We start from the raw sequence: 16,023 nt of genomic DNA on the forward strand, positions 1-16,023 counted from the left end.
TTAATAAAAAGCTTAACAAACAACGTAACAAAAAAAGCTTAGCAACAAGCAGGTAGGGCATTAAGACGATGACACCATAACGCAACTCGGTGTTTTCAGCGAGTAGCAAGCCGATGGGGAACGGTACGTTGGTTAAATAGGTCGTAGTCGCATGTCTGATTGAGTTTTTGCCCGGCTGGGCATACCATCTTGGCGTCTTGAGTTCTGTTGAGCCACTCCTCAGGCGAGAACCATCCCTAGGCGAACCAATCAAGGAGCAATGATGAAAGATCCAGTACGTATTGCGATTACCGGCGGTGCCGGCCAGATCAGCTACTCTCTTATTTTCCGCATCGCCGCTGGCGACATGCTGGGGCCGGATCAGCCTGTCATTCTCCAGCTTCTGGAAATTCCTCAGGCAATGGACGCCCTGAACGGCGTGGTTATGGAAGTTAACGACTGTGCCTTCCCGCTGGTGAAAGACATCGTCGCGACCGATGACCCGAACGTCGCGTTTAAAGATGCCGACTTCGCTCTGCTGGTTGGCGCACGTCCGCGTGGCCCGGGCATGGAGCGTAAAGACCTGCTGGAAGCTAATGCAGCGATCTTCTCTGTCCAGGGTAAAGCACTGAACGACCACGCTAGCCGTGACGTTAAAGTACTGGTGGTGGGTAACCCCGCCAACACTAACGCGCTGATTGCTTCTTGCAACGCGCCGGATCTCAAGGCCGGTCAGTTCACCGCGATGACGCGTTTGGATCACAACCGCGCTCTGGCCCAGCTGGCACAGAAAACCGGCAAGCACGTGACAGATGTTGAAAACATGATCATCTGGGGCAACCACAGTGCCACCCAATACCCCGACATTGCCCAGTGCAAGGTTGACGGTAAAGCGGCATCTGATTTGGTTGAGCGCGACTGGTACGAAAACGACTTTATCCCTACCGTGCAACAGCGCGGCGCGGCGATCATCAAAGCACGTGGCGCCTCTTCTGCCGCCTCTGCCGCTTCTTCAGCCATCGACCATATGCACGACTGGGCGCTGGGTTCTAAAGGTATCGTCAGCATGGCGATTCCGTCTGACGGCAGCTACGGCATCGAAGAAGGTATCATCTACTCCTACCCAGTGCGTTGCCAGGGTGGCAAGTATGAAATCGTTCAAGGCTTTGAGCTGGACGAATTCAGCCAAGAGAAGATGAAAGCGAGCGAGAAAGAACTGCGCGAAGAACGTGCAGCGGTTGAGCACCTGCTCGGCTAAACCCGTTAGCTGCCGCTTATATATGGGCGCAAGTTACGCGAACCCCACAGGCCATGCTTGTGGGGTTTTTTATTAGTACTTGCTACTGAGTAACGCTTGCTCATGACTACTCGTCACTACCGGCTGCTGATATTAGTCCCGCAAACTCATAATCCGCCATTGGCGTTCTTCTGCCACTTGGCGCAGGGTGTCGTCCGGGTCTACCGCGACAGGGTGATCGACTTTTTCCAGTAACGGCAGATCATTGTGCGAGTCGCTGTAAAACCAAGCGCCGTCCATTGAAATATCTTGGTGCTCCAGCCACTGATTCAAGCGAGTCACTTTGCCTTCACGAAAGCTGGGAATGCCGGAAACACGCCCTGTGTAGCGGCCCTCTTTTACTTCAGGATTCACGGCGATCAAGTTATCCACACCCAGTCGCTCGGCGATTGGCGCAGTAATAAAGCGGTTGGTGGCGGTAATGATCAACAGCGTGTCGCCTTGGGTGCGGTGACGCGCCAGCAGCTCCTCTGCTTTGGGTAAAATATGTGGCTCAATTTTGCTAGCCATAAACTGCTGATGCCAAGCAGAAAGCTGTTCGGGCAAATTATCGGCCAGCGGTTTAAGTGCCACTTCCACAAAGGCCGCCATATCCAGCTTGCCCGCATTGTAGTCGGCCATAAAGCGTTCATTGGCTTCGTGGTAAGCAATGGGGTCAACGACGCCTTGTTCGAGTAAAAACTCACCCCACGCATGATCGCTGTCGGTGGATAGCAGCGTATTATCCAAATCGAAAATGGCCAGACTCACGATGCTCACCCTTTTTAATCAGTGGTTATAAGTGCTTGGTATTGGTCTGTAAAGGGGCGAATTATCGCAGAGTCGCCCAGGCTTTCCCACCCGCGCAGCATAAGCATTCACCGCATGGCGTTATAATGTATTGATACGCTTGTCACCCTTGTGGAAAAATGGGGGTAACTGAAAATTTATAAGGTGATGTCCGTGATCGACGCTGACGGCTTTCGCCCCAATGTTGGCATTATCATTGCCAATAGCCAGGGGCAGCTGCTTTGGGCACGTCGGGTAGGACAGAATGCGTGGCAATTTCCCCAGGGGGGCATCAATGCAAGCGAGACACCACAACAAGCGCTTTTTCGTGAGCTTTTTGAGGAAATCGGTTTAACCGCCGACGATGTTGATATTGTTGCTTGCACCCGGGGCTGGCTACGCTACCGTCTGCCACGACGTATGATTCGCACACATTCGCGTCCGGTCTGTATAGGCCAGAAGCAGAAGTGGTTTTTACTTAAAATTCGTTGCCAGGAAAGCCAAATATGCATGACGGCTACCCCAACGCCCGAATTTGATGGTTGGCGCTGGGTCAGCTATTGGTATCCGCTAGGGCAAGTGGTGCCTTTTAAGCGAGAGGTCTATCGGCGTGCGCTGAGGGAGCTATCTCCCCGCGTTCAGCGCCTGGCACAGGATGAAGAATGGGGCGACTGCTGGCTGCCACACTAGGGCGGCGCGAGTCTGCCAAGAAATTCCTCAGCGAGGCAAATAACAGTGAAAGGTAAAACGTCCATGCTTGAGGTGCTGCGCCGTGTTATTCAGGAAGTGAATGGCGCGCGTACCCTTGATGCCGCGTTGTCTACGATGGTACGTCGAATCCGTAAAGCGATGCAGACCGATGTGTGCTCCTTCTACCTTTATGATAAAGCGCTGGATTCACTGGTATTGATGGAAACTATTGGCCTGCGCACTCAGGCAGTGGGGCGCGTCGTATTGCCGTTAGGTGAAGGCCTGGTTGGTTTAGTGGCCAAGCGCAGCGAGCCGCTTAATCTTGAAGATGCCCATGCTCACCCGCAGTTTCGCTATTTTGAGTCCACAGGTGAAGAGCGCTATTCAAGTTTCTTAGGCGTGCCGATCATTCACCAGCGTCATATGCTGGGCGTATTGGTCGTTCAGCAGGCTGAAAAACGTAGTTATGATGATGAAGATGAAGCCTTTCTGGTCACGATGGCCGCCCAGTTGGCCGGCGTGCTGGCGCATGCCTTGGCAACCGGTAATCTAATGCGCCCGGCGCTTGCGGGTGGCCAGGCAATGTTTAAAGGCGTTGCGGCATCGCCAGGCATGGCCATGGGTGAAGCGGTGGTCATTACTCCGCCAGCTGATCTGAATAGCGTGCCGGATCTCGTCCCTAGCGATCAGGATTACGAAGTCGCTCGCCTGAAAGAGGCCATTGGCAAAACCCGTAGCGAAATTCGCGCGGCGGCCGAGCGTTTAGCAAGCCGCATATCGGTTCAAGAATTGGCGCTATTTGATGTTTATCAGCAGATGCTTGGCGAAGCAGCGCTAGCCGATGAAGTTGAAAAGCGTATTCGTGAAGGGCAGTGGGCGCCCGGTGCTCTGGCCGATGTAGTGCGTCGTCACGTGCAGTATTTAGAGCGAGTTGACGATAACTACCTGCGTGAGCGCGCGGCAGATATTCGTGACCTAGGCCGCCGCGTGCTTGCACATCTGCAGGAAGATACGCCCTCTACGCCGGAAACCTATCCCGATAACGCCATTTTAGTGGGCGATGAAATTAGCGTTGCTATGCTGGGTGAAGTCCCTCGCGATAAGCTTAAAGGGTTGGTGTCAGTGCGTGGCTCCAGCACCTCTCATGTGGCAATTGTCGCCCGTGCGATGGGTATCCCGACCGTGCTAGGTATGGTGGATTTGCCGCTGCCGCGTCTAGGCGGAGCGCCCGTAGTGCTAGATGGCCATCGCGGCCGCTTGTTTGTACGCCCAGCGCCCGAGCTGACCGCGCGCTACGCAAGCCTGATTGCTGAAGAGAAAGCGCTTAGCGAGTTTCTGGAACATGAGCAGGATTTGCCCAGCGTAACGCCCGACGGCTATACCATGCCGCTAATGGTCAATACCGGGCTTGCGGTAGATGCCACCGCGCTGCTGAAAAGTCGCATAGGCGGCGTAGGCCTTTATCGTACCGAAGTGCCTTTTATGATTACCGAGCGCTTCCCCGGCGAAAAAGAACAGACTCGCCTTTACCGCGATCAGTTAGAAGGCTTTGCGCCGCTGCCAGTCGTTATGCGTACGCTGGATATCGGTGGCGATAAAGATTTGCCCTACTTCCCGATTGAAGAGGCTAATCCGTTTCTTGGCTGGCGCGGTATGCGCGTCACGCTGGATCACCCGGAAGTGCTGATGGTGCAGCTGCGCGCCATGCTAAAAGCATCGGTCGATCTGGATAATCTCTACGTTCTGTTTCCGATGATCACCAACGTAGAAGAAGTGGATGAGGCGTTGCGCCTGCTGGACCGCGCTATTTTGGAGCTAGGCGAGGAAGGTATCAGCGTCATCCGGCCTCAAGTGGGGGTAATGATCGAAGTGCCTGCGACCATTTATCAAATGGACGCCTTGGCCAAGCGTATCGACTTCTTCTCCGTGGGTAGCAACGACCTTACTCAGTATTTGCTGGCGGTGGACCGCAATAATCCACGAGTATCCAGCCTTTACGATGCGCTGCATCCAGCGCTGCTGGGCGCCTTGCAGGAGCTTTCCCACGATGCTCAGCGGCTCAATAAACCTATTTCGCTATGCGGTGAGTTGGCCGGGGACCCGGCCGGGGCGCTGCTGCTGATGGCGATGGGCTTTACTAGTCTTTCAATGAATGCGCCCAGCCTGCCTAAAGTGCGCGCAGCCATCCGTCGAGTGCCGATGTCGGATGCCCAGCAGTTGCTCAAAGAAGTCATGACGTTGGATACGCCTGCCTTGGTGCATGCGCATCTTGAGAGCCGTCTAGACGAATGGCAGTTGTCGCACCTGATGCCGCCGCGAGACTAGACAGGGCTTCATCACACGCTGCTGCGTAGTGCTAGGGAGGTTTTACCTTCATTGCGCCCCAGCGGCCCAAAGCGCTGCTCAGTGATGTCGATATTGCCTTGGGCATCAAGCGTGAGCCACGATGTGGCGCGTGTGCCGTAGCGCTCGCCAACAATAAACGCCGCGGAGAGTTGGCGTTCTAGTGCAAGGCCTATCCCCGTATCGGGCAGTTCTTCGTTAGTGGCTTCCTGCGGATTTTGCATCGCTTGTTGAACGGCGATGGGCCAATCTTCAGAGGAACCGTTTTCAAGTGCATTTTCAAATGCGTTTTCAAGTGCGCTTTCAAGTGCGCTGCGTACATGCAATAGCTTAGGCCACGGTGAGTTAAGGTTGGCGTTGGATAAGCCGTGCACGCCAGGGGGCACTTCATTGAGCGTAAGGTGCTCTTGGCTACGATGCAGGAGCCAAAGGCGCTGCGGTGTTGCTACGAGCAAATTAAATCCCGCATAGCGTAAAGCATCGCCTTGGCTGAGCGCTGTTAGCCACTCGTCAATATCATTACATTTCAGGGCATCCGCTACTAACTCACCTCTACTTGGTGCGCCGGGCGGTACGACGAGCTGAGGGTCGCGGACATTGGTCAGTGCGGCCACGACACCGCCTCGCTTGGCCGCCAGCCACGAGCCGCCAGCCTCTAAATCGCGCCCGCCTGCAACGTCAGCGCTTGCTTCCCAGTAGCCAAGCGGTGCGGTGGGTCGCGCGTGGAGCTCATCGCGATTGCCGATGAGACGTAACGGCATGGAGGTGCTGGGTTGCCAGGCGAACGTAATTAAGCACATAGCGTAAACTCACAGATCAGAAAGTAAAAAGCGTTCAGTCAACGGCCTGCATGACAGTAACGAAGTGTAGACGTACACTTAGGCCGGTATCATTATCACAGGCCGTATGGCCATCAGGAAGGCGAGATGACGCAACGCTATCAAAGGGAGCATTTTTGGGAAGCCATTATATGGCCGTTCCTTTGGCCACTGTTGTTTTTACAAGCAGCGCTAATATTCCTGTGCCTCGCCGTGGCGTCGATGGTGTGGTGGATGTCGCCAAGCTACGTGTCATGGAGCACTATGCTCTGGCTGGCATTGGCAATGCTGATCGGCAGTAGTTTGAATGTCGGTGCTTTCCTGATGCTGATTAAAACCCGTGCACGGCGTAAAGATAGCCGCTTTATGCAAGAGCTTGCTGAACTTGAGCGGCACAGTCAGGCGCTATTAGCCACGGCGTCACGTTCGCTGCCAGAACATCGGCGCGCGCCACTTAAGGCTGCCGACGAGTCTCAACTCCCGCTTCAGCGCTTGGCCAGCGTTAATGTGGTATTAGCCGAGATTGAACCCTGTATTGTCTGCTCACAAACCGCCAGTGCCGCCGCGCAACAGACACAGCAAGAGCATGAGCAGTCGCTATTGGACGATATTCAGCATCAGCAGCGCCAGTTGAAGCATCTAATGGCAGGACGTGAGCGGGCGCGCGAAGAATCGCGGTTAAAGTCTGGCTACTTAGCGCTGCTGCAAAATGAGACTGATAAGCTATTCGAGTATCTGAATACGACCGCTGAGCAGGATTTGACGAATGGCTGCCGACAGTGGGTGTTTGATGTGGGTGAGCGCCTTTCAGATATTCGGTCACTGCTCGCTAGTCTGGCGCTTCAAAATGCTGACAACGATAAAAGTGGCCAGCAGGGTAGTCAGCCTATGCTTGATACTGATGCGCCGCAGCGACATTTGCGCGTGCTAGTTGTCGATGATGGGCCGGTTAATTTGATGTTGGCGAGTCAAATGCTGGAGGCCCAAGGGTTGCAGGTGGAAGGCGTAAGCAGTGGGGAAGAGGCGCTTGAGCGCCAGCAAAGCACTATGTTTGATTTAGTATTTATGGATATTTTTATGCCTACGCTAGATGGGCTCGAAACGAGCCAGCTCTGGCGCGATTATGAGCGTACACATGAGTACGGTAGAAGTGTGCTGGTAGCGCTAACGGCTAATGCCGACAATGCAGGGCGCGAAGCCTGCCTAGCAGCCGGTATGGATGACCTGCTAGCCAAGCCGTACCAGCCAGAAACACTGCTCAATATGATCGTGCACTGGCTTCCTGGCACGATAAAAGTGGATGCTTCTACATGAGCTCTGGCTGCCGGTTTCACTGGGGTAGCCGTGCTGCCCTGTCTGGTATATGAACGGCCCTCAATAATTGATCCTTTTAGTCAGCTTAGAGAGTGTAAATGATTAACTACCCGACGATTGACCCAGTGGCTATCTCCTTGGGCCCACTGCAAGTCCATTGGTATGGCTTGATGTATGTAGTAGGTTTTGTAGCGGCCTGGTGGCTTGGCTGCCGGCGCGCATCACGCTTAGGTCTCAATAATGATGATATCGGCGACTTGCTTTTCTATTGTGCGATAGGTGTCGTCGCGGGTGGACGTTTGGGCTACGCGTTATTTTATGGATTGGGGCAGTGGTCAGCCGATCTTCTGTGGATTTTCCGCGTGTGGGATGGCGGGATGAGTTTTCACGGCGGGCTGCTCGGCGTATTGCTCGCGGCCTGGATATTCGCAAGACGAAAAAAAATGGCATTTCTAACGCTGACAGACTTTATCGCGCCGCTAGTGCCGATTGGTTTAGGTGCGGGGCGTATCGGTAATTTTATTAATCATGAGCTGCCTGGGCGTTTAACGTCGCTGCCCTGGGGCATGCCATTTCCAGGTATGGGGCCTGAACCGCGTCACCCCTCTGCGCTTTATGAGGCGCTACTGGAAGGAGCGGTGCTCTTCGCCATTTTGTGGTGGGTTTCTGCCAAGCCAACCGCACGCGGATTTATCTCAGGCATGTTCTTAGTCTGCTACGGCGTTTTCCGCTTTATGGTCGAGTTTGTTCGCCTGCCGGATGCCCATATTGGGTTTGTTGCTTTCGATTGGGTCACGATGGGCATGCTGTTAACGCTGCCGATGATGGCGTTAGGCCTATTAATTATCGCCTGGTCACGCTCTCAACCAGTTGATGTTCAACTACAAAGTACCAATGGATAAGTATTGGCAGGTTGAGTGCAGGCGGGGGGCGATCTACACATTGCCCCCTATGACCTCTCCGCCTAAAATGAACCGCTACATCGCCTGTTAATTTGGAAATTCTGTGACTGCTACAACGCCCGCGCTAGAGCAACCCTATTTAGACTTGATGCAGACCGTTTTAGAGCATGGCGTTGACCGCCATGACCGCACCGGCGTGGGCACTCGCTCCGTGTTTGGCCATCAGATGCGCTTTGATTTGTCGCGTGGCTTTCCGCTGCTGACGACTAAAAAGCTGCACCTGCGCTCTATTATCCATGAGCTGCTGTGGTTCTTGAAAGGTGACACTAATATCGCTTATCTAAAAGATCACGGCGTGCGGATATGGGACGACTGGGCAGATGAAAACGGTGATCTGGGCCCCGTTTACGGCTATCAATGGCGTAGCTGGCCTGACCCTAAGGGCGGTAGCGTTGACCAAATCGCTAAGGTGCTGGAACAAATCCGCACGACGCCTCAGTCGCGCAGGTTGATTGTGTCTGCCTGGAACCCTGCTCAGGTAGATGAAATGCAGCTGCCGCCGTGCCACTGTCTTTTCCAATTTTATGTGGCTAACGGAAAACTGTCGTGCCAGCTCTATCAGCGTAGCGCCGATATTTTCTTAGGTGTTCCGTTCAATATCGCCAGCTATGCGCTGCTGCTAACGATGGTGGCTCAGGTGGCTGGCCTTCAGCCTGGGGAGTTTGTTCATACGCTGGGCGACGCTCACCTGTACAGTAATCATATGGAGCAGGCACAAGAACAGCTGGCCCGCACGCCGAAGGCAGCGCCGCAGCTGGTGCTTAATCCAGAGATAAACGACTTGTTTGCGTTCCGGTTTGAAGATATCCAAATTGACGCATACGAGGCGCACCCTCACATCAAAGCGAAGGTGGCGGTATGAGCAATAACGTCGACCCATTAGTGCCGGTGGCTATGATTGTCGCTATGGCGCGAAATAGGGTCATTGGCGTAGAGGGGAAACTGCCATGGTATTTGCCTGAAGATTTAAAATTCTTCAAACGTATGACACAGGCAAAGCCGTTGGTGATGGGACGCAAAACGTTTACATCGATTGGCAAAGCGCTGCCGAATCGGCTCAATGTTGTGGTAACACGTAATGCTGAGTTTGTTCACGAAGGCGTGCGTGTTTGTCATGATCTTCCAGCAGCACTTGCACTAGCCGACCAGCATGCCACCATTGAGGCAGCAGAAGAGATTATGGTGATGGGGGGCGGCGAGATTTATCGCCAGGCGTTACCCTTTGCTCAGAGGCTCTATATAACAGAAGTGGATTGTGACGTAGAGGGTGATGCCACATTTCCGGAAATTGATGGCCGGGTGTGGCGCGAAGTGCAGCGCGTAGCGGGGCAGCCAGCGGAAGGGCAACCAAATTACGATTTCGTCGTCTACGAGCGCACTGCCGACTGATAAGGTCAAAGGAGAAGGCTATGGCCGCCAGCTTAATAACTATGCTAGATGATTTAGAACAGCGTCTTGAGAGCACCCAAGCTGAGCTACAGGCCCTGCGTGAGGAAAATCAGCGCTTAAAGCAGTTAGTAGGCAACAATGTGCTACCGCAGGGCGAGCCAAGTGCGGCAACGTCCCAGAACTCTCCTGCAGCCGAAGCAGTCGCTGCCACTGAAGCCAGTGCGATAATTGAAGAAACTGAAGAAGTTGAAAATCCCGCTGAAGCGTCATCAAATGATCCGTCTGAAGAGCGGGTAAGCAGTGCGGGCTTAGATGAAGCGCAAAAAAATGAATCATTGTCACTTCAGCCTGCTGCCGTAACACCGCAGGCACCGTCCCCACACGCGCTACTTAATGAATGGTATGAGCGCTACCCGAAAGCGTTCTTCAAAGGCCATACTAAGCCGCTGAAAGTGGGTATTCATCAAGATTTAGCTGAACGGGAAGCATGGCCGAGCAAGCTTGTACGCCGTGCCCTGGCTAACTATGTTAATCTGCCGCGCTATATCAAAGCAGTCCGAGCTGGCGCTGAACGGGTTGATTTAGATGGGCAACCTGCGGGAAATGTGGATAAACAAGCGGCATTGCATGCATCAGAAAAACGCGGTGAGCCGCATGATGTTAAATCGCAAGATGGTAAGTCGAAAGATAGTAGGGCGAAAAATGGTGCGTCGAAAGTAAGTAAGCCACAAAAACAAGCTCAAGCTAAAAAGTCCTCTCCGGCAGCTGAAGAAAGCCACCAGAATGTGGCTAAGCAGCCTGATATGGAAAAAAATGAGTCCCGCAGCTCGCTTAGCATGGAAGACAAATTGTTAGGTCTACAGCAGAAGTTCAAGGGCGGCTGAGACCGGATGAAGGTGCAGGGGTTCCATTAAAAAGTGCAAATAGTAAAGAAACACTGTTTTTTTCTATTGCGTTCATAGGAATCCCGGTATAGAGTTTGTCCTGCGAGCATTGGACTATAACAAGGCTTAGTTGAGGACATGCCGCATACCTCCGGGAAAAACCGGCGGATGGGAAAAGAGCATGGCCCGCAAAAGCCACCTGCCGGCTTATTAAGAGCCGAGCAGCAACGATCGAAACAGTATACGAGTTAAGGAACTTACATCATGAAAAAAACACTTTTAGCGACTGCTATCGTTGGTGCCTTGGGTGCCTCTGCTGCAGCACAAGCAGCAACTGTATACGACCAAGACGGTACTAAGCTGGATATCTATGGCCGTATCGCCATGGGTATCGCTGGTGGCGGCCCTGAATTCAATAGTGCTGGCAACCGTATTGATGACGGCGCTGAGTTCGTAGACGTTTTCTCTCGTCTTGGTCTGCGCATGAGCCACGAAGTTTCTCGTGACCTGACTGCTTTCGGTCGTCTTGAGTGGCGTTTCCGTGCTGATGAGTCTGGTAACCGCAACGGTAACAACTTCGATGCATTCTCGGAAACTCGTCAAGCGTACCTAGGTTTGCAAAGTGACCAGTTCGGTACTTTCCAAGCGGGTAACTTTGACAGCTTCTACAATCAGTTTGTTTCTCTGCCGTTCGATGTTTACATCGATCGTGGCCTAGAATTTGCTGGTCATCCGAAACAGTCACGTGGCGACTCTATCGGTTACTACACGCCTGACCTGAGCGGTTTCACTGCCTTCTTGCAGTTGAAACACTACAGTGAGCGCGGACTGCTTGAAGATGGGCAAGATAGGGGCAGAGAATTTGGTGAAGTTTCTAATGAAGGCAGTGTTGTAGCACCACAAGGTGGTGTTCGCTACGCACAGGGCCCTGTGACTGTTGGTCTAGGCTTTGTTGAAGATGTGAAGCGTGGCGGCGGTAACGGCGAAATGCTTTACGGCCTGATCGGTTCTTACGATTTCACTGACCAGTTCTCTGCGCGTCTTGGTTATGAAACGCGTGACAACAACAGCGGTTACGATCTTCGTGGCGCTAGCGACGAAAATGGCTATGACAAGGTTGGCCTAGGTGGTACTTTCACCACCGGTCCTTGGGCATTCACTGGTGATTTCTACAACGTTGAGCGTGACGGTGAAGAAACCAGCAAATCCTGGGCACTGGGCAGCTACTACAACGTTTCTAGCAGCTTCGACGTATTCCTAGAAGTCGCCGATGCTGATGCATCTAACCGCATCAACAGCGACACCAATCTGGGCGACGTAGTTGGCGACCTGACTGACGACGTATACTGGCTGACAGGCGCTCGTTACCACTTCTAAGCTTGGTTTAACCACCTTGCTTTAAGGGTAGCTGCCTAGCAGAACCAATAGAACCGGCCTCTTATGAGGCCGGTTTTTTTGTATATATGAAAGGCTGTAAAGTAGATGTTAGTGATATTAAAAAGCATCAATATCTTCCCTAATTTTGAGTTATGATATAACATTGTTATTCATAGGTAAGCATTTTGCGCATATGCGTATAAAAAGAAAGTAAGGGATGGTGATAATGAAAAAAGTGATGCTAGCCGCAGCTGTTAGTGGCAGTTTTTGGGGCTCTGTTGCCCACGCCACCACGCTTTATAATCAAGATGGTACTCAGCTAGATGTCTACGGCCGCATCGCCATGGGGGTCGCGGGTGGCGGTCCCGAGTTTGATAGTGCCGGTAACGCAGTGAATGATGGCGTTGAGTTTGTCGATATTTACTCACGCCTAGGCTTTAGAATGAGCCATGAAGTCACATCTGATCTAACCGCGTTTGGTCGTTTAGAGTGGCGTTTCAAGGGCAATGAAGATGATGCAAATAATGGCTTTGATGAAACTCGTCAGAGCTATATTGGCTTGGCAAGCAAACGCTATGGAACATTTCAAGCAGGCAACTTTGATAGCTTTTACGCTCAGTTTGTTTCATTGCCATTTGATGTTTACCTAGACCGTGGGCTGCTGTTCAACTCTTCGGGTATACAGTCGCGTGGCGATTCCATCGGTTATTACACCCCAGCGCTAAATGGTTTCACTACCTTTGTGCAGTTCAAGCACTACAGTGAGCGAGGATTGACGGTTGACGAGCAGAGTAGAGAGGGCGAGGTTGTCGCCACGCAAGGCGGTGTCCGCTATCAGCATGGTTCGCTGAAGGTCGGGCTGGGCGCAGTAGAAAACGTGGTACGTGGCGGCGGCAATGGCGAAATGCTCTATGGCTTGATAGGGTCCTATGACATATCTGATCAGTTATCCACACGCCTTGGGTTGGAAACGCAAGCAGATAGCGACCTCTATGGGGGAGGGTTCGACACTGCTGGCGTTGGCGCCACCTATACCGTGGGTCCTTGGGCATTTGTCGCAGATTACTACAACGTAGAGCGGGATAAAGGCGAAGAAAGCAATGCCTGGGCAGCAGGCGCGTACTATAAGGTGTCTGACGCGTTTGATGTGTTTGTAGAGCTAGCCGATAGCGATGCACCTAGTATACGGAACCAAAGCCTGCCTAATAGAACGTATTGGCTGACAGGTGCGCGGTATCTTTTCTGAGTGTAAATGAGATGTTCGTATATAATATGTAGATCAATGAGATAGCCTGTTTAATAAAAGCTCTCGCCGTTACAGCGAGAGCTTTTTTGTTGTATCCACCTTGATACAGCACGTAATAGATACGCCTACATTGCTCGAAAAATGGAATAAGTGGCGCAATGAGACGCTACGTGTTACATGCTTCTAAACAAACAGGTATGATTCAGCCCTAAAGCAATCCCCGAAATATATTATACTTAGTTTTTTAAATCCAGAAGAGAAATGTAGAATGCTTGTCAAGAAAGTCATGAAAAGCCAGCTGCTAACTACCTTTTCTGCCAGGGGGATCGCGGCTGGAGGGACTTTTTTACTCTCCTATGTCTTGGCTACATTTGTAACCGTTCAAGCGTTTGGCGCCTTTATGCTATGTCTGTCTGTGATGATCGGCGTTCAAGTGTTTACCAGCCTCGGGACAGATAGAGCTACCCTTAAGTTTATGGGCATAGCAACCTCTAATAGTAATAAAAAAGAGGTGAAATGGATTTACCAGCGCTCAATGTACGTTAATATCTTGGTAGGCTGCCTGTTTTCAGTTTTACTATGGTTTTTTGCCCCTGCAATTGCTCAAATGCTATTCTCTTCAGTTGAGAATGGCGTTGATAGTTTGAAAGTAACGGCTGTTATATCTCCGCTTTATAGCGTTATTTATTTATGTAATTTTCTTATGAAGGGTTGGGGAAGAGCAAATGTTTCATGTTTTTTTGAGATAGGTTGTATCTCAATTATATTGAGTATTCTGGTAGTGCTCGGTAGTCTATTTGATTATGAGTTTAGTGCTCTTGAGCTTGTTTTGGCGTTAGGGTATATCTTGTTTTTTTATTTACTATTGGCTGTATGGTATGTGTTGAAAATATACAAGGACTGCCGCTTCGTATCGCTAGAAAAAGTGAGCTTTTCAAGAGGCTTTTACAAAAGTCTCCCCGATTTTTTACTTGTAGGCATCATTTTTTACTATACACAGTGGGGAGCTGGAATCGTACTAGGCTTTTTTCACGATGAACGCGATGTTGCGATATTTAGCCTAGGGCTGAGGCTGGCAATGATTATTGGTTTCATTTTAACGGTCTACGATAGTATTCTTGGGCCAAGATTTGCCAGACTGCAGCATGAGAATGATCAAAAAAATCTAAGAGAGTTAGCTCAGAAAAGTGCTTTTCAAATGACGTGTGCCGCATTCATACCTGCGGCAGTATTTCTTGTGTGGCCAGAAGCCGTGCTGGGGCTATTTGGATCGGATTACAGCGGTGCAAGTAGCGTACTAAGGATCTTGGTGGTTGCTCAATTGATAAATGTTATGACCGGGTCTATCATATTACTGCTGCTAATGGCGGGTGAACAAAAATCCGCAAGGAATATTCTCATTTGGTCTGTAGTGATTGGCGGGCTAGCATCGCTGTTGCTCATTCCCATGTATAATGCTAATGGTGCTGCGCTTTCATTACTACTATGCTTGTTGATACAAAATGTGGTGGCATTGTATGTTGTCAATAAGAAATTCGGCTTTTTAGTCATCGACTGGAGAGAGGCTGTTAAGTTTAATAGTTAACATCTTTAGTTTCTAAAATACATGCGGTGAAGAATGATGGTTAAGTTAGAAAGGGAGTTTCAACAAGAGAAGGGGGTTGATTGTAGTTTTATCAATCCTTTTTCTTTGGGAGTGGTTGCTCAGGAGTTGAGTAGCGAAGAGTGCGCAAAGATAAAGTTTTACGCGGATGGAATCGCAATTGTTATTTATGCGCGTCTCTTCAAAAATAAAAAAATAACGCGCACTAGCTTTGATGATACGTCACTTGCTCCTGTTGTGTTCAATCATGCGTTGCAGCAGAACTCCACGGTAACATTAGTGGGTGGCACTGAAGATAATATCCAGAAAGCCAAAATGCTTTTAGAAATCAAGTATCCAGGTTTGCAGGTAGTGCTAGCTCGATCAGGTTATTTTAATAGCGACGATGAATATAAATTATTTCTTAAGCAATCAAATTCTACTGATATCCTAATTGTTGGTATGGGGGCTGGTAAGCAGGAACGGGTGCTTCTTGATATGAGGGAGAGTGGCTGGAAAGGTACTGGCTTTACGTGTGGCGGTTACTTAGATCAACTTGTAGAAGCGAAGGGGCTGGATTATTACCCGGAACTTGTGAATAAGCTGCACTTAAGGTGGCTTTACAGAATATTTAAGGAGCCCCGTCGGTTGTCAAAACGGTATTTTAAAGACTATCCATATTATTTAATTAAATTTGGTAACAAAATTCGGTGAGTTATGATTCCTAAAAAAATACATTTTTGTTGGTTTGGTGGGAATGAAATGACTTTCCTATACAAAGAGTGTCTGAAAAGCTGGCGAGTACATATGCCGGACTTTGAAGTGATTGAATGGAATGAGCAAAATATTGATACAAATAATACATATATTAAATACTGTATTGATAAGAAGCGATGGGCTTTCTTATCTGATTACGTACGCATGATTGTATTGCGAGACCATGGTGGTATCTATCTAGATGTCGATATGGAGGTGGTGAAGTCACTCGAGCCCCTGCTCGATAATCAATGCTTTTTGGGTTATGAAGACAAAGATAGGCTTAATACTGCTGTTGTAGGCGGTATTGCAGGGCATCATTTTTTTAATAATGCTATCGAATTGATAGAGCAGCGTCATAACGATAATAAACCCTTTCTAATAGCGCCAGAAGTAGCAAATACGTGTGTCAAGAAAAATGCAGAAGGAATTAACCAGCTGCCATGGCAGTATTTTTATCCGTATAACCCTTATGCTAAGTCGCACGATAGAAAACAGTTAATGTACTCTTATATAGAGGAGGAAACTTATCTAATTCATCATTGGGGGAAAGGGTGGGAGATGGGCTTCATCGAGAAATTAAAAAGAAGACTGTTGAAGTAATTGCTGTTGAATAAC

The 16,023-nt window shown here is 50.4% G+C and carries 15 protein-coding genes; 13 read left to right on the forward strand and 2 right to left on the reverse strand.

Annotated features, from left to right (window positions below; translation table 11 throughout):
• The first annotated feature begins 262 nt into the window (after positions 1-262).
• On the forward strand, positions 263-1,237 hold the full coding sequence (locus ACT3TF_RS04600; RefSeq protein WP_226938522.1) for a malate dehydrogenase: 975 nt from the start codon (positions 263-265) through the stop codon (positions 1,235-1,237).
• Between the two features lie 132 nt (positions 1,238-1,369).
• Here the strand turns inward: ACT3TF_RS04600 and ACT3TF_RS04605 are convergent, their stop codons facing one another.
• The gene (locus ACT3TF_RS04605; protein WP_444671662.1) at positions 1,370-2,026 is read right to left on the reverse strand and encodes an HAD family hydrolase; all 657 of its coding nucleotides are present in this window, start codon (positions 2,024-2,026) and stop codon (positions 1,370-1,372) included.
• 192 nt (positions 2,027-2,218) lie between these two features.
• Between ACT3TF_RS04605 and rppH the strand changes: the two genes are divergently transcribed.
• Positions 2,219-2,734 carry an RNA pyrophosphohydrolase gene (rppH, locus tag ACT3TF_RS04610; RefSeq protein WP_096281226.1) on the forward strand — a complete coding sequence of 172 codons (516 nt, stop codon included), beginning with the start codon at positions 2,219-2,221 and terminating at the stop codon, positions 2,732-2,734.
• 63 nt (positions 2,735-2,797) lie between these two features.
• A complete protein-coding gene (gene ptsP, locus ACT3TF_RS04615) occupies positions 2,798-5,059 on the forward strand; it encodes a phosphoenolpyruvate--protein phosphotransferase (RefSeq protein WP_193062305.1) in 2,262 nt (753 codons plus the stop codon).
• An 11-nt stretch (positions 5,060-5,070) separates the two neighbouring features.
• On the opposite strand, the gene ACT3TF_RS04620 is transcribed toward ptsP, so the two are convergent.
• The gene (locus tag ACT3TF_RS04620; protein ID WP_444671663.1) at positions 5,071-5,877 is read right to left on the reverse strand and encodes an NRDE family protein; all 807 of its coding nucleotides are present in this window, start codon (positions 5,875-5,877) and stop codon (positions 5,071-5,073) included.
• Between the two features lie 126 nt (positions 5,878-6,003).
• Between ACT3TF_RS04620 and ACT3TF_RS04625 the strand changes: the two genes are divergently transcribed.
• The 10 genes from ACT3TF_RS04625 (at position 6,004) to ACT3TF_RS04670 (ending at position 16,008) form a co-directional block, all read left to right on the forward strand.
• Positions 6,004-7,209, forward strand: coding sequence for a response regulator (locus ACT3TF_RS04625; RefSeq protein WP_444671664.1), 1,206 nt, complete (start codon positions 6,004-6,006; stop codon positions 7,207-7,209).
• Between the two features lie 98 nt (positions 7,210-7,307).
• A complete protein-coding gene (gene lgt / locus ACT3TF_RS04630) occupies positions 7,308-8,111 on the forward strand; it encodes a prolipoprotein diacylglyceryl transferase (RefSeq protein WP_444671665.1) in 804 nt (267 codons plus the stop codon).
• A 103-nt stretch (positions 8,112-8,214) separates the two neighbouring features.
• Positions 8,215-9,033, forward strand: a complete 819-nt coding sequence (locus tag ACT3TF_RS04635; RefSeq protein WP_444671666.1) for a thymidylate synthase — start codon at positions 8,215-8,217, stop codon at positions 9,031-9,033.
• Entirely contained in the window at positions 9,030-9,560 is a 531-nt protein-coding gene (locus ACT3TF_RS04640) for a dihydrofolate reductase (protein ID WP_444671667.1), read from the forward strand. Before ACT3TF_RS04635 ends, ACT3TF_RS04640 begins: the two co-directional genes overlap by 4 nt.
• 20 nt (positions 9,561-9,580) lie before the next feature.
• Positions 9,581-10,444 carry a ProQ/FINO family protein gene (locus ACT3TF_RS04645; protein WP_444671668.1) on the forward strand — a complete coding sequence of 288 codons (864 nt, stop codon included), beginning with the start codon at positions 9,581-9,583 and terminating at the stop codon, positions 10,442-10,444.
• A 264-nt stretch (positions 10,445-10,708) separates the two neighbouring features.
• On the forward strand, positions 10,709-11,821 hold the full coding sequence (locus ACT3TF_RS04650) for a porin (protein WP_444671669.1): 1,113 nt from the start codon (positions 10,709-10,711) through the stop codon (positions 11,819-11,821).
• A 226-nt stretch (positions 11,822-12,047) separates the two neighbouring features.
• On the forward strand, positions 12,048-13,067 hold the full coding sequence (locus tag ACT3TF_RS04655; RefSeq protein ID WP_192536127.1) for a porin: 1,020 nt from the start codon (positions 12,048-12,050) through the stop codon (positions 13,065-13,067).
• Between the two features lie 268 nt (positions 13,068-13,335).
• Complete coding sequence (locus ACT3TF_RS04660) at positions 13,336-14,652, forward strand: oligosaccharide flippase family protein (RefSeq protein ID WP_444671670.1); 1,317 nt, start codon at positions 13,336-13,338, stop codon at positions 14,650-14,652.
• 33 nt (positions 14,653-14,685) lie between these two features.
• Positions 14,686-15,363 (forward strand): WecB/TagA/CpsF family glycosyltransferase, encoded by a 678-nt coding sequence (locus ACT3TF_RS04665; RefSeq protein ID WP_193062324.1) that lies wholly within the window; start codon positions 14,686-14,688, stop codon positions 15,361-15,363.
• Between the two features lie 3 nt (positions 15,364-15,366).
• Positions 15,367-16,008, forward strand: a complete 642-nt coding sequence (locus ACT3TF_RS04670) for a glycosyltransferase family 32 protein (RefSeq protein WP_193062326.1) — start codon at positions 15,367-15,369, stop codon at positions 16,006-16,008.
• Positions 16,009-16,023: the final 15 nt, after the last annotated feature.

This window comes from Halomonas sp. AOP25-F1-15, assembly GCF_052378675.1.
Lineage (GTDB): Bacteria > Pseudomonadota > Gammaproteobacteria > Pseudomonadales > Halomonadaceae > Vreelandella > Vreelandella casei.